Below are 13,338 nucleotides of genomic sequence, written 5' to 3'. Positions count from 1 at the left end.
GTTTCTCCTTACCAGGCTCCGGACAGCAACGCACCGGCTCCGGGTACCACCGGTTCCAGCTCCAGCGCCTTGAGCATCGCATAGGTGGTGGCGATCGCGGCGGTGATCACCGGTTTACCGGTTTGCGCTTCCACTTTGGCAACCGCTGGCAGGGAGGGCATTTGTACACAGGCCGACAGCACCACAACATCCACGTCATCAAGCGGCATATCAGCAACAATGCCCGGCAAATTGCTGGGATCGTGACGGGCAACCGCGAGATTATCGGCAATTTCCAGCGCTCGCCAGACTTTGACTTCAACGCCTTCGCGCTGAATGTAATCCACCACCAGCTCAGTCAGCGGCTTCATATAAGGTGCCACCAGCGCGATTTTTTTCGCACCCATGATGTGCAGCGCATCCACCAGCGCACCGGCGCTGGTGATCACCGGGGCCAGCGCATCGTTTTCCCGCGTAACCGCCGTCAGACGTTGCTGTGACTGGCGGTGATAACCCGGACCCATCGCCATGATCGCCACCAGACAGGCATAGCCGAGCACATCAACCTGTGCGTCCGACAGTTCCAGCGCGCAACGGTCCGACTCCTTATCCATCGCCGCCAGCTCATCTTTATTGACGTGTTTCATGCGCATACGGCTGGAGTGAAAAGTAAAACGCTCCGGGCGAATCAACTGACGTGCCTGTAACATGGCCGGGATTTCCGTTTCCATGGTGATGTTAGAACTCGGCACAATCTGGCCGATACGGTATTGACGGGTCATGACTGAGTCTCCGGTTGCAGGGGGGCGCCATGGAAAGAACCAAAGGCCGCGAAAAAGCCGGAAAAATCATCCCAGGGGATCATATGACCGGCCTGTTCCACATGTACGATGGTAATGGAGGGCAGCAGTTCGCGGATCTCTGCCTCATCTTCCGGCAGGATCACCCCGCCCTTGCCTGCCACCATCAGCAGGGTTTTGGCAGGCAACTGACGGAAATATTGATGGATATCGAGTTGATGGAAATCGTCATAGGCACGACGAATCGCCGGTTCATAACAGGTATGCAGCCATTCCGCCCGTAGTTGACGTTGTTCTTCGGTCCAGGTCGGACAATATTTCTTCATCGCTTCCGCGTCCATGCCCTGCTCCGCCTCGCGGATCGAGTCCTGATACCACGGCCACTGCCCGGGATAGAGACGACGCCCCGGTCCCGATACCGGCGGATCAATCAGCGACAGCGATAACACGCCATCAGGTTGCTTGACGGCCGCGCGCATAATAAAACGCGCCCCCATCGAATGACCGACCAGATGGTACTGCGTCAGACCCAGCGCGCTGGCAAACGCGTTGATATCATCGGCACAGCTTTCGGTACCGTAATCAAGCCCTTCACCGCTGCTGGATAAGCCACGCCCGCGCACATCCAGCACCCAGGTATCAAACTGCTGACCAAACACTTCTGCGACAAAACCCCAGGTAATGGCCGGGCTGGTGATGCCAGGCACCAGAATCAGCGTCGGGCCTTTACCACCGTAGCGCAGGTAATGCTGGCGAATGCCGTTCGCCTGCACCTGTCCACCACTGATAAACGTGCTCATCACGCCCCCTCGCTTTTCAGCGGTGCGGCAAAGACGTCATAGCCATAAACCCAGGCCGGATCTTCCTGAGTACGCAGGAAGGTGTTGGCGTTGGAGACGGATTGTACGCGTGAAGCACGTTCTTTACGGTTGACTTCATACAGACGGAACGCGGTGCTGTAGTCCTCCAGACCGGTTTCAGTCAGGCAGCGAGCCAGCATCGCCGCATCTTCGATCGCCATCGCCGCACCCTGCGCCATATGCGGCTTCATCGGATGGCAGGCGTCACCCAGCAATACGATGCGCCCTTCACTCCACACCGGCAGCGGCTGGCGATTCAGCAGTGGCCATTTGGTGACGTTTTCACTGCATTCGATCAGCGCCTGCACCACCGGATGGTAATGGCCGAAGGTGTCCAGCATCTCCTGCTGGCTGCTGTCGACAAAGCTGCCTTTGAAATCCCACGCCGGATGCGGCACCCCGGAAACGTAGTAATACTCGTCACGTGATTTGGTGGTGTAGTAAACCATCAGGTGACGATCTTCCGACCACCACTTCACGCAATCTTCGAAATTGAGGTTGTATTTACGCAGCTGTTCGCCACGGATCAGCGCGCGGTGCGCCACCCAGCCGCTGTAGGTCGGCGCTTCTGCGCCCAGCAGGTGTTCACGCAGTTTTGAGTTGATGCCGTCGGCACCAATCACGATATCGGCACGTTCTTCGCTGCCATCCTGGAAACGCAACACCACATCGCTGCCGCTGTCTTCAACGCTGCTGAGACACTTGCCGAAGTGCACCGTACCTGGCTCCAGACTGGTCATCTGCATCGCCTGCAAATCACCGCGATGCACCGTGACATAAGCCGCGCCGTACTCTTTGCGGGCAAACTCCCCCAGCGGAATGCGTGACAGGTACTCCCCGGTTTCACCGTCACGGCTGAACCAGAAGTCCGGATGTGACGCCAGATCTTCCAGCTGCTGCTCGATCCCCATACGGCGGAACACCTTGAGGACGTTCGGCCCCATATGGATACCTGCCCCGAGACGGGAAAAAGCCGGACTCTGTTCATAAACCTGCACATTGAAGCCCGCTTTTTGTAACAGCGAACCCGCTGCGAGGCCGCCAAGACCTGCGCCGACGATGGCGATGCGTTTCATATTGCTCATATTTTCCTCTCAAAACTCACGCTGATTTGAAGGTACACCTGCGGTATCCGTTTCGACTCCGGCTCAAATTATTGAGTGTGTACACTATAATTATTGGCGTTATTTTTTTGTGAATTGCAATGGTTATTGTGGTGAAAACTGCATGTCATGATGTTAATCACAGCATTGGCACTGCGTTAAATAGGCTTTTCTTATGACAAAAAGAAATGCTTGCACTCTTCTTCGCAACACGTCTATAACAAATATATCTAGCGTATTCGCTATAAAAAGATGAAGTTTTAACCACCAGATATCATCTGGCATCTAACCTGAGAGGAACCCACAATGGCTGTAAATCAGAGTCAGTTAGGACAGATGTTTGAGCAGGTATTACGTCTGTCGAAAGTCGATGCCACCCAGAGCGTCGCTATTCTGAAAAGTCACTATTCTGATGCACGCACTGTGCAGGCTGCGACCGACGCTGCACTACGATTGGGCGCAAAAGTGTATTGCGTTGAACTGCCATCGTTTAACCACCCCACAGCGATGGGTAACGATATGACCGCCTACTGCGGTGATACCGCGCTGACCGGCAACATCGCGGCCCAGCGAGCGCTGGAAGCGGCGGACCTGATTGTCGATACCATGATGCTGCTGCACTCGCCGGAGCAGGAGCAAATACTGAAAACCGGTACGCGTATCCTGCTGGCTGTTGAACCGCCGGAAGTGTTGGCACGAATGTTGCCAACCGAAGAGGACAAAACGCGTGTGCTGGCCGCTGCGGCGGTGCTGGAGAAAGCGCGCATGATGACGGTGAAATCTCAGGCGGGTAGCGATTTCCGTGCACCGCTGGGGCAGTACCCGACGGTGACAGAATACGGTTATGCCGATGAACCCGGCCGCTGGGACCACTGGCCGAGCGGTTTCCTGTTCACCTGGCCGAATGAAGATCAGGCGGAAGGGGTGCTGGTACTGGAGGTGGGCGACATCCTGCTGCCGTTCAAATCCTATGCCCGTGAACGTATCACGCTGGAAATTGAAAAAGGTTTTGTGACGAAGATCCACGGTGGCTTTGAAGCGGAATATCTGCGTGATTACATGGGCTACTTCAACGATCCGGAAGTGTACGGCATTTCGCATATTGGCTGGGGATTGCAGCCGCGTGCGCAGTGGACAGCGATGGGGCTGCACGACAAAAACGATGGCATGTGTATGGATGCCCGCGCATTTTACGGCAATTTCCTGTTCTCCACCGGGCCGAACACCGAAGTCGGCGGCAAACGCAAAACGCCTTGCCATATGGATATCGCTCTGCGCCATTGCGATATCAAAGTTGACGATCTGCTGGTGGTGGCCGAAGGCGAAGTGGTGGCACCGGAAGCCTCGCGCGCGCGTTAATCTTACGCAGGGAGCGGCTGTCAGCGCAGTGACAATGCATTACACTGCCTGGCAGTATCCGGGAAAAAGGACCTTTTTATGTCACACGACCATACTTCCTCAGCGGAAGACAATTACGACTACACCCAACAGGTTGGCCATCTGCTGCGCAAAGTTTACCAGCGTCATGTGGCGATTTTTCAGCAACATGTGGGTGATTCACAGATTACGGCGGTGCAATTTATTACCCTCTGTGCGCTGCGCGACCACGGTCCCAGTGCGCAGAACGACCTGGTACGTTACACCGCTGTCGATCAGGCCACCATTCGCGGCGTGGTTGAACGCTTAAAAGCCCGCGATCTGGTCAGCCTCGGTCCCGATCCGACTGACAAGCGCAAAGTAATTGTGATGCTGACCGAGTCCGGACAGACGCTGATTCAGCACACCACCGATAACGCGGTTCGCATCACTGAAATGACGTATGGGCAGTTAAACCCAGCCGAACGAGTCGCGCTGGTTTATCTGCTCAGGAAAATGCTGGACGACACGAGCCAGCCATAACCCGGGGCGAGTGAGCCGCCTCGGTAAGGCGGTCAATAATGAAAATGATGGCACAACAGTCTGCCACACCGGTTTCACCTGCAGGTTTACGCTGTTATTCATTGAAGGTTAATGGCGAAGAAAGGGAAGTTACCAGCTACCGCGATACCTCGTTATTACTGGTATTGCGTAATGAATTGTCGCTTAACGGTCCGAAGTATGGCTGCGGTCTCGGCGAATGCGGTGCCTGCACCGTGATGATCGATGGCGTTGCGGCACGTTCCTGCGTCATTCCGGCATATGGCGTGCGGCAGCGCGCGGTGACCACCCTTGAAGGGTTGGGAAGCCGTGACGCGCTGCATCCGGTGCAGCAGGCGTTTATTGATGAACAGGCCGCACAATGCGGCTATTGCCTGAATGGCATGATCATGACCACCGCCGCGCTGTTGCGCGATCTCCCAAGCCCCAGTGACCAGCAAATCCGCTCCGCGCTGAGTGGCAATCTGTGTCGCTGCGGCACCCATCAGGAAATCCTCTGTGCGGTGAAACGTGCGGTACAACTCTGTTTACAGCAGGCGGAGGCACAGCAATGAGTCATCCCGCTGTCCCCACCCAGCAGCAGTTGCTGGATGCCGATAATGTGTTGCTGATCGTTGATGAGATTCAGCCCCCGCCTGGACTGGTGCCAAAAGGACAAACGCCGAGCCTGAAACCGAAAGAACTGGCGTTGTTTCTTGCCATTGATGGTGCGGGCAACGTCTGGGCGTTTAACGGCCATGTTGATCTCGGCACTGGGGTGAAAACCGCGTTGACGCAAATCGTTGCGGAAGAACTGAATCTGCGCATGAATCAGGTGCAGATGGTGCTGGGCGATACGCTCCGCGTCCCAAATCAGGGAGCGACCATTGCCAGCGCCACCTTACAGATTTCCGCCGTTCCATTGCGTAAAGCCGCCGCCGTTGCGCGCCAGTGGCTGACCCAGCAGGCAGCAGCGCGTTTGCAGGTCACGACTGATGCGTTAATCCTGGATGCCGGGGAGTTTCGCCTGGCAGATGGCACCACCCTGAGCTTCGCGCAGCTGGTCAACGGACAGCGCTGCCAGTTACCTATTGCTGACGATGTGCCGCTAAAGCCCGCCAGTGAATATCGTTTAGTCGGCACCAGCTCACAGCGTGTCGATATCCCGGCCAAAGCCACCGGCGAACTGACCTGGGTGCACGATATGCGCCTGCCAGGGATGTTACATGGTCGGGTGATCCGCCCGCCCTATGCCGGGTATGACACCGGACAGTTTGTTGGCACTTCGCTGCTAAGCATTGATGAAAGCTCCATTGCCCATCTCGACGGTATCGTCAAAGTGGTGCAAATCGCTGACTTTGTTGGCGTGGTGGCGGAACGCGAAGATCAGGCCATCGTCGCGATGGAAACCCTGAAAGTTCGCTGGAAGCCCTGGGAGCATATGCTGCCGGATATGCGTGACGTCGAGAAAGCGATTCGCGATAACCCCCGCACCTCGCGTGTGGTGCATGATACCGGCGAGGTTGATACGGCGCTGGAGAACGTTACGCAGCGCTTTACCCGCAACTACGTCTGGCCGTATCAGCTGCATGGCTCAATTGGCCCGTCTTGTGCGGTGGCTGCTTATGACGAGGTGGGTTTGCAGGTCTGGAGCGGTACCCAGAATCCTCATCTGCTGCGTGCTGACCTCGCCTGGCTGTTCGAAATCCCGGAAAGTGATATCGAGGTGAACCGCATGGAGGCGGCCGGTTGTTATGGCCGCAACTGCGCGGATGATGTGGCAGCGGATGCCGCACTGCTTTCCCGTGCCGTCGGTAAGCCGGTGCGCGTGCAGCTGACGCGCGCGCAGGAACACGTCTGGGAGCCGAAAGGCACCGCCCAGTTGATGGATGTGGATGGCGGCCTCGATGCTGAAGGTAACCCGCATGTTTACGACTTCACCACTTCCTACCCTTCCAACGGTGCCCCCACCCTGGCGCTGTTGCTGACCGGACGCGTTGACCCGGTAGCACTGGCGTACGAGATGGGCGATCGCACCTCGATCCCACCTTACGACTTTCCGCATATGCGCGTCACCATCGAGGATATGGCTCCGATTGTGCGCGCATCATGGATGCGTGGCGTATCCGCATTGCCAAATACCTTTGCCCACGAATCCTATATGGATGAACTGGCGCACGCGGCCGGCGTCGATCCGGTCGAATATCGGCTGCGTTATATCCAGGACGAACGCGCCGCTGAGTTGATCCGCTCCACCGCCGACCGTGCAGGCTGGACGCCACGTACCGAACCGATGCAAAACACCAGCGAACCCGGCGTGTTACGCGGTCGCGGCTTCGCCTATGCGCGTTATATCCACAGCAAATTCCCCGGCTTTGGCGCGGCCTGGGCCGCCTGGGTGGCCGATGTGGCTATCGATAAGCAGAGCGGCGAAATTGCCGTGACGCGCATAACCGTTGGTCACGATGCAGGCATGATGGTTAATCCTGCCGGGGTGAAGCACCAGATCCACGGCAACGTTATCCAGTCCACCAGCCGTGTGCTGAAAGAACAGGTGACGATTGAAAGCAATATGATCGCCAGCCAGGAATGGGGGGGTTATCCGATCCTCACTTTCCCGGAAGTGCCGGATATCGATGTGATGATGATGCCGCGCCCGTATGAGCCTCCGCTCGGTGCCGGGGAATCCGCTTCGGTTCCCAGCGCGGCCGCCATTGCCAACGCGGTGTTCGACGCCACCGGGATCCGCTTTCGCGAGTTGCCCATCACCTCGGACAAACTGCGCCAGGCACTGAACGGACCGGACCCGCAACCCGAACCCGCATTGCCCGCGCCGCAACGCAAAAAATCCACCCGCCGCCGTAAATGGGCCTTTGGTGGTGCGGCGGGTTTACTCGGCGCAGCGATCGGCATCGCCACTAATGCCCTGCCCTGGCGTGCAGCTATCGCGCCGGTCACCCCACCGCAGGCGGGTAGCTGGTCAATGGAGATGCTGGAGCGCGGTCGTCAGGTGGCCGCTGCCGGTGATTGCGCGGTGTGCCACACCACCGAGGGCGGAGCCACCAACGCCGGTGGCCTGAAGATGGATACGCCGTTTGGTGCCCTCTACACCACCAATATCACGCCGGATAAACAAACGGGCATCGGTAGCTGGTCTTTTACCGCCTTCGATCGCGCTATGCGCCAGGGCATCAGCCGTGACGGTCATCATCTCTATCCGGCGTTTCCCTACACCTCTTTCCGCCAGTTAAGCGAAGAAGATATGCAGGCATTGTATGCGTACCTGATGTCGCAGCCTGCCGTTGAACAGACGCCGCCGCCCAATGACATGCGGTTCCCGTTCAATATGCGTTTCCTGATGGCGGGCTGGAATACGCTGTATCTGCGCAGTGGTGAATATCAGAACGATCCGGCTAAAAGCGCTGAATGGAATCGCGGGGCCTATCTGGTCAACGGGGCCGGTCACTGTGGTGCCTGCCACTCCCCGCGTAACCTGATGGGAGCGGAAAAATCCGGCGATCAGTTCCTCGCGGGTGGCTGGGTTGATGGCTGGGAAGCGCCAGCACTGAATCAGCTCAGCAAAGCGCCACAACCCTGGACAGCGGATTCGCTCTATAACTATCTGCGGAACGGTTATGACGATAAACATGGGGTTGCTGCCGGGCCAATGGCTCCGGTGGTAAGCCATCTGGCTACGCTGCCGGAAGCGGATGTGCGGGCGATGGCGGGTTATCTGGCGGATATTAATGGTCAGACAGCCATGCCTGAGCCTGTGCCGCAGCCGTTAATCAAACCGGCATGGAACACTGCTGCCGGGGAACGATTGTTCAAAGGTGCGTGTCAGGCGTGTCACAGCGCCAGCGAAGGCGGACCGAAGCTGTTTGGCGTTAGTCCGGCTATGGCCAACAGCAGCAGCCTGACCAGCGCGACACCCGATAATCTGTTGCAGGTGGTGCTGCATGGCATCGACAAGCCCGCAACCGATGAACTCGGTTATATGCCGGGCTTTGCTGCCAGTTTGTCGGATAAACAGGTGGCAGATATTGCGGCCTATCTGCGCCAGCGTTATGCCCCGGACCAGCCAGCCTGGACTGACTTAACGGAAAAAGTGGCGCAGGTACGCGCGAATCCCAGCAGCCACTAACGCGGAGGAAGTCTATGTTGTCACTCGATCAACGCGTTATCGACCAGGCATTGCTGTGGCTGCAACAGGGCAAGACCATCTGGCTATGTACCGTGTTGCATAGCTGGGGGTCAGCCCCCCGCTCACCCGGCGCCATGCTGGTGGCTGACGCGCAAGGCAACTGGGTAGGGTCACTTTCGGGTGGCTGCATTGAGGAGGATTTCCTGATGCGGCTGCAACAGGGAGCCTATCCGCGGCCAAGTGAACAGGTGCGTTACGGAGCCGAAGGACTGGCACCTCCGGTACAGCTGCCCTGCGGCGGCATCCTGGATGTGCTGGTGGAATGTATTGCGCCACAGGAACGCTCGCTGGCGTTACTGAGTGCCATGCAGGACGCGCTCAGTGGTGGCTCATTGCTGACGCGCTATATCACGCTGGGAGTCGAGCATGAATGGCAGATTCTGGCTCCCGGTACGCCGCAAACATTGCTGCGCTATGACGATAACAGTGCGGTATTGCCGGTTGGTGCCGTGACCACGGTGTTTATCGCGGGTTATTCAGCGGTGGCGAACGATTGTATTCGTCTGGCGCTGATGCTCGGTTTCCGCGTGGTGGTGTGTGAACATCGCGATGCCGAATTCGACCAGTTATGCGCAGCAGTACAACCTGCTGATAATTTGCATTGTTTTCGCCAGCATCCGGCGCGATATCTGGAAAAATCGGGTGCTTCGGCCGGAACAGCGATCCTTTGTCTTACCCATGATCCACGCGTCGATGATTTGACGCTGATGGAAGCGGTCAATACGCCAGCGTTTTATATTGGTGCCATGGGGTCGGCGAAGAATAGCCAGCGCCGTTTTCAGCGCCTGGCAGAACTGGGGGGATTACCCGAACAGGCGCTGGCACGGATTCATGCACCGATCGGTTTGCCGATTGGCAGCAAAACGCCGGGAGAAATCGCCCTCGCGACGCTGGCGGATATTGTTCGTGTCAGGAATGGTTTGTAGTACCGGGAAGATCCGCATCACGAATCACCCCGGCGTGCGCACCGATTTTTTGCAGGATCGTCGGATCCAGCAAGGCGCGTGCGCCATTATCACCGCTAAGCTGACTCAGTGCCTCACCATAACGTGCCGCAAAGCCTACCGGGTGCCCAGGCAGTTGATCCCAACACAGACGCACCTGTTGCGCTCCTGCGGTAAGTAGACTCGCTACGCGTTGATGATCCTGTGCCGTTACCCATGCCATATCACCCGGTTGAATCAGCCAGCCTGACCAGGCTCGCGTTTCCCGTACTGCCGCTGCAATGCTTTCGCCACTGCCTTCACTGGCAACGGTGATAGCAGGAACCCGGTATTGCTCCGCAAGTGCAAGGATCGCGTGATATTCAGGACGTGTGACCAGCAGCAAAGGCAAGCCGGAAGCCTGTGCCTGTTGCAACGTCAGCGCCAGCAGAGGTTGCCGGTTTTCCTGTAGTGCCAGCAGTTTATTGCCCTGCCCTCCGGCACGGGTAAACCGTGCCCCCAGGCCAGCAGCAAGGATGATGATGCCAGGTGTGTTCATATGCATTGACGGTTGCTAAGTAAGGGCACGTAGTATCACGTGCCCCGGTTAAGTTAGCGACGATTTTTCCATACCGTCTGGATATTACAGAACTCGTAAACACCAAAGCTGGATAACTCGCGGCCATAACCACTTTTCTTCACGCCGCCAATCGCTACACGCGGATCGGAAGCACCGTTTCCGTTGATGAAGACTGCGCCGGTTTCCAGTTTGCTGGCCAGTTCACTAGCGACTGCTTCATTGCCGCTCCAGACCGTGGCGCTGAGGCCAAACTCGCTGTTGTTTGCCAGCTCTAAGGCATGCTCTGCATTACGAGCAATGGTGATCGCGGCAACCGGGCCAAAGATCTCCTGCTGGAATGCCGTCATTGCCGGTGTCACATCTGCCAGGATCGTCGGCGCATAGTAGTTACCCACACCTTCGATCTTATGACCACCGATGACCAGACGCGCACCCTCAGCAATGCTCTGCTGCACCTGCTTATCCAGTTCATCACGCAGATCATAACGCGCCATCGGACCAATGTAGGTTGCTTCATCCAGCGGATCACCGATTTTCAGTGCTTGCACCGCTGCGCTAAAACGCGCCTCAAAGGCTTGAGAGACGCTTTCTTCAATGATGAACCGTTTGGCCGCCATGCATACCTGTCCGGTGTTCTGGTAGCGTCCTGTGACCGCTGAAGCCACTGCAGCGTCCAGATCTGCATCGGCGAGAACGATAAAAGGATCGGCACCCCCCAGTTCCAGCACGGTTTTCTTCAGTACAGCACCCGCCTGTGCGGCAATTGCGCCTCCTGCACGCACGCTGCCGGTAACGGCAACTGCAGCAACGCGCGGATCTTTTATCGCTACCGAGACGCCATCGTTATCAACATTGATGACGTTGAAAGCGCCTTTGGGCAGATCGGTCGCATCAAACAGGCTGGTAATCAGATTGGCACAACCCATTACGCTGGGGGCATGTTTCAGCAGGTAAGTATTTCCTGCCAGCAACATGCTTACTGCTCCACGCAGTACCTGCCAGTATGGAAAGTTCCACGGCATGACTGCCAGGATCACGCCAAGCGGACGAAATGCCTGCCATGCCTGCTGATTTTCCACCAGCGTCGGTTTGTCAGCCAGCATCGCCGGGCCCTGTTCAGCATACCAGTCACACAGGTTGGCGCATTTCAGTACTTCAGCGCGTGCCTGAGCTACAGGTTTACCCATTTCCAGAGTCGCCATGGTGGCCAGCTCATCCTGACGCTGACGGATCTGTTCTGCTAATTGGCGCAGAACCAGCACGCGCTGATCCAATGTTTTGTTACGCCACTTGTTGAAAGCCTGTGCACTTTGTTGCAGTGCGTTTTCCAGTTCAGCAGGTGTTTGCAGCGGATATGTCGCCAGGGTTTCACCGTTGGTGGGGTTACGTGAGATTACATTTTCAGTCATAACAACCTTCATCAAGAGTTTGTGTCGTCAATGAAGCTTACCTTACGCTGCTGCTGGATTATTGAAAAATGAATATTAATGACAAAGTTGTTCTCACTATGAGAAGCAGATGGGGTTTAACTTGCGTGCGGCTAATGTCAGGATCCTGAATCTGTCGTTGCCGGTGTTTTATTCCCGATCGTGCTTTATTCCACGTTCTTACTGGGTTTTTAAAGAGTTATCCAGTTATACAGTGATTAGATCTCTAAGAAAGATCATAGAGAGATCTAAAAGAGATCCAAAGAGATCCCCGATCGTCGCAGGCCGCACCGGCCAAGGGCTGAGAAGGTGATCGTGTTCACTATAATCAGCAAAGTGTTCACTGTAGTCAGTATTATATTCACTGTAGACAGTAGAATGTTCACTATAAACAGTGTTAATGTTCACTGTAATCAGAAACCGACCCTTTTCATCCACAGAATGAAGATCTCAGGCTATGGCAGATAAAGAGAGTGAAAACAAGGCGTTACTTGAACCTTTTCTGTCGGTGACAAAAAACAGCGGTGAAGTTATTCAGCTACACCCTAATAAAAATAACACCGTACAACCGGTCGCCTTGATGCGCCTGGGACTGTTTGTTCCGACACTGAAATCCACCGCGCGTGGTAAATCAGGCGCGATGGCTTCAACCGATGCCACTAAAGAGCTGAAAAACCTTTCACTGGTGAAAGCTGAAGGCTATGAAAAGATTACCATTACCGGCGCAAGGCTGGATATGGATAATGATTTCAAAACCTGGGCCGGGATCATTCAGTCATTCTCCCGTTATCCATCGAAAGGCGACACGGTGACGCTGCCGTTTATCGATTTTGTAAAAATGTGCGGGATCCCCTCGGCAAACTCTTCTGCAGCCTTACGTAAGCGTTTAGATGCGTCATTACGCCGTATCGCGACCAATACCCTCTCCTTTGAAGGTAATGGCAAAGCCTACCATACCCACCTGGTACAATCGGCCTATTACGATCGGGAAAAGGATGTGGTGCGGATTCAGGCGGATCCTAAGCTGTTCGAGTTGTATAACTTTGACCACAAGGTTTTACTGCAACTCCGCGCTATCTCGCGGCTTAAGCGTAAGGAATCTGCTCAGGCGCTTTACACCTATCTGGAGAGCCTGCCAACAAACCCTGCTCCTATTTCATTGGCCCGTTTGCGTATGCGCCTCAACCTGGGTTCGAAAACCACCACCCAGAACCATGTGGTACGTCGTGCCATGGAGCAATTGAAAGAGATTGGTTATCTCGACTATTCAGAAGTGAAACGTGGACGTTCTGTGTTTTTTATTATCCACAGCCGGACACCAAAACTCGATGGGATCAGCAATCTCGAGAGCATTGATGCACTCGACGATCTGGACTTTGATGACTAAGTCATCATGTTCACTGTAATCAGTACATCAAGCGTTGCAGTGTCACTTTTAGCCGAAAAGTGACACTTCCCTCCCTTCTGACATTCACTGTAATCAGCTAGCGCCCATAAGATTCACTGCAATCAGTAACGTTCACTGTAATCAGCATTCCTACCTGTGTTCACAAAACCATAATCAAT

General features: G+C 55.8%; 11 protein-coding genes. 6 read left to right on the top strand and 5 right to left on the bottom strand.

Annotation, left to right across the window (positions count from 1 at the left end; genetic code table 11):
• Positions 1-8 precede the first annotated feature (8 nt).
• From PW844_RS08890 to PW844_RS08880, 3 genes are read right to left on the bottom strand one after another with little or no spacing between them, the layout of a single operon-like run.
• Entirely contained in the window at positions 9-761 is a 753-nt protein-coding gene (locus tag PW844_RS08890; RefSeq protein ID WP_299450481.1) for an Asp/Glu racemase, read from the bottom strand.
• On the bottom strand, positions 758-1,579 hold the full coding sequence (locus tag PW844_RS08885) for an alpha/beta hydrolase (protein WP_299450478.1): 822 nt from the start codon (positions 1,577-1,579) through the stop codon (positions 758-760). The genes PW844_RS08890 and PW844_RS08885 overlap by 4 nt, the downstream gene beginning before the upstream one ends.
• Positions 1,579-2,724: an FAD-dependent monooxygenase gene (locus tag PW844_RS08880; RefSeq protein WP_299450475.1), complete on the bottom strand. Its 1,146-nt coding sequence runs from the start codon at positions 2,722-2,724 to the stop codon at positions 1,579-1,581. The genes PW844_RS08885 and PW844_RS08880 overlap by 1 nt, the downstream gene beginning before the upstream one ends.
• A gap of 324 nt (positions 2,725-3,048) precedes the next feature.
• On the opposite strand from PW844_RS08880, the gene PW844_RS08875 reads away from it, so the two are divergent.
• The 5 genes from PW844_RS08875 to PW844_RS08855 all read left to right on the top strand — a co-directional run bounded on the left by PW844_RS08875 (position 3,049) and on the right by PW844_RS08855 (position 9,768).
• Positions 3,049-4,101 carry a 2,5-dihydroxypyridine 5,6-dioxygenase gene (locus PW844_RS08875; protein WP_299450472.1) on the top strand — a complete coding sequence of 351 codons (1,053 nt, stop codon included), beginning with the start codon at positions 3,049-3,051 and terminating at the stop codon, positions 4,099-4,101.
• Positions 4,102-4,179: 78 nt separating this feature from the next.
• On the top strand, positions 4,180-4,641 hold the full coding sequence (locus PW844_RS08870; RefSeq protein WP_084881182.1) for a MarR family winged helix-turn-helix transcriptional regulator: 462 nt from the start codon (positions 4,180-4,182) through the stop codon (positions 4,639-4,641).
• A 38-nt stretch (positions 4,642-4,679) separates the two neighbouring features.
• Positions 4,680-5,213 carry a (2Fe-2S)-binding protein gene (locus tag PW844_RS08865; RefSeq protein WP_299450465.1) on the top strand — a complete coding sequence of 178 codons (534 nt, stop codon included), beginning with the start codon at positions 4,680-4,682 and terminating at the stop codon, positions 5,211-5,213.
• On the top strand, positions 5,210-8,782 hold the full coding sequence (locus tag PW844_RS08860; RefSeq protein ID WP_299450462.1) for a molybdopterin cofactor-binding domain-containing protein: 3,573 nt from the start codon (positions 5,210-5,212) through the stop codon (positions 8,780-8,782). Before PW844_RS08865 ends, PW844_RS08860 begins: the two co-directional genes overlap by 4 nt.
• Before the next feature lie 14 nt (positions 8,783-8,796).
• Positions 8,797-9,768, top strand: coding sequence for an XdhC family protein (locus tag PW844_RS08855; RefSeq protein WP_299450460.1), 972 nt, complete (start codon positions 8,797-8,799; stop codon positions 9,766-9,768).
• On the opposite strand, the gene PW844_RS08850 is transcribed toward PW844_RS08855, so the two are convergent.
• Together PW844_RS08850 and PW844_RS08845 are read right to left on the bottom strand one after the other, a co-directional pair.
• Positions 9,752-10,330, bottom strand: a complete 579-nt coding sequence (locus PW844_RS08850; RefSeq protein ID WP_299450457.1) for an NTP transferase domain-containing protein — start codon at positions 10,328-10,330, stop codon at positions 9,752-9,754. The genes PW844_RS08855 and PW844_RS08850 overlap by 17 nt on opposite strands.
• A gap of 47 nt (positions 10,331-10,377) precedes the next feature.
• A complete protein-coding gene (locus PW844_RS08845; protein WP_299450455.1) occupies positions 10,378-11,754 on the bottom strand; it encodes an aldehyde dehydrogenase family protein in 1,377 nt (458 codons plus the stop codon).
• Positions 11,755-12,229: 475 nt separating this feature from the next.
• Here PW844_RS08845 and PW844_RS08840 point away from each other — a divergent pair, with 475 nt between their 5' ends.
• Positions 12,230-13,159 carry a RepB family plasmid replication initiator protein gene (locus PW844_RS08840; RefSeq protein WP_299450452.1) on the top strand — a complete coding sequence of 310 codons (930 nt, stop codon included), beginning with the start codon at positions 12,230-12,232 and terminating at the stop codon, positions 13,157-13,159.
• Positions 13,160-13,338: the final 179 nt, after the last annotated feature.

The organism is Pantoea sp. (genome assembly GCF_028283705.1).
GTDB lineage: Bacteria > Pseudomonadota > Gammaproteobacteria > Enterobacterales > Enterobacteriaceae > Pantoea.
The sequence above is the reverse complement of the archived record's forward strand: the minus strand, read 5'-3'. Positions and strand labels throughout refer to the sequence as shown.

Excerpts from the sequence above, each read along its gene's own strand:
- PW844_RS08890 (WP_299450481.1), bottom strand. The coding sequence starts at position 761 with ATGACCCGTCAATACCGTATCGGCCAGATTGTGCCGAGTTCTAACATC.
- PW844_RS08885 (WP_299450478.1), bottom strand. The coding sequence starts at position 1,579 with ATGAGCACGTTTATCAGTGGTGGACAGGTGCAGGCGAACGGCATTCGC.
- PW844_RS08880 (WP_299450475.1), bottom strand. The coding sequence starts at position 2,724 with ATGAGCAATATGAAACGCATCGCCATCGTCGGCGCAGGTCTTGGCGGC.
- PW844_RS08875 (WP_299450472.1), top strand. The coding sequence starts at position 3,049 with ATGGCTGTAAATCAGAGTCAGTTAGGACAGATGTTTGAGCAGGTATTA.
- PW844_RS08870 (WP_084881182.1), top strand. The coding sequence starts at position 4,180 with ATGTCACACGACCATACTTCCTCAGCGGAAGACAATTACGACTACACC.
- PW844_RS08865 (WP_299450465.1), top strand. The coding sequence starts at position 4,680 with ATGAAAATGATGGCACAACAGTCTGCCACACCGGTTTCACCTGCAGGT.
- PW844_RS08860 (WP_299450462.1), top strand. The coding sequence starts at position 5,210 with ATGAGTCATCCCGCTGTCCCCACCCAGCAGCAGTTGCTGGATGCCGAT.
- PW844_RS08855 (WP_299450460.1), top strand. The coding sequence starts at position 8,797 with ATGTTGTCACTCGATCAACGCGTTATCGACCAGGCATTGCTGTGGCTG.
- PW844_RS08850 (WP_299450457.1), bottom strand. The coding sequence starts at position 10,330 with ATGCATATGAACACACCTGGCATCATCATCCTTGCTGCTGGCCTGGGG.
- PW844_RS08845 (WP_299450455.1), bottom strand. The coding sequence starts at position 11,754 with ATGACTGAAAATGTAATCTCACGTAACCCCACCAACGGTGAAACCCTG.
- PW844_RS08840 (WP_299450452.1), top strand. The coding sequence starts at position 12,230 with ATGGCAGATAAAGAGAGTGAAAACAAGGCGTTACTTGAACCTTTTCTG.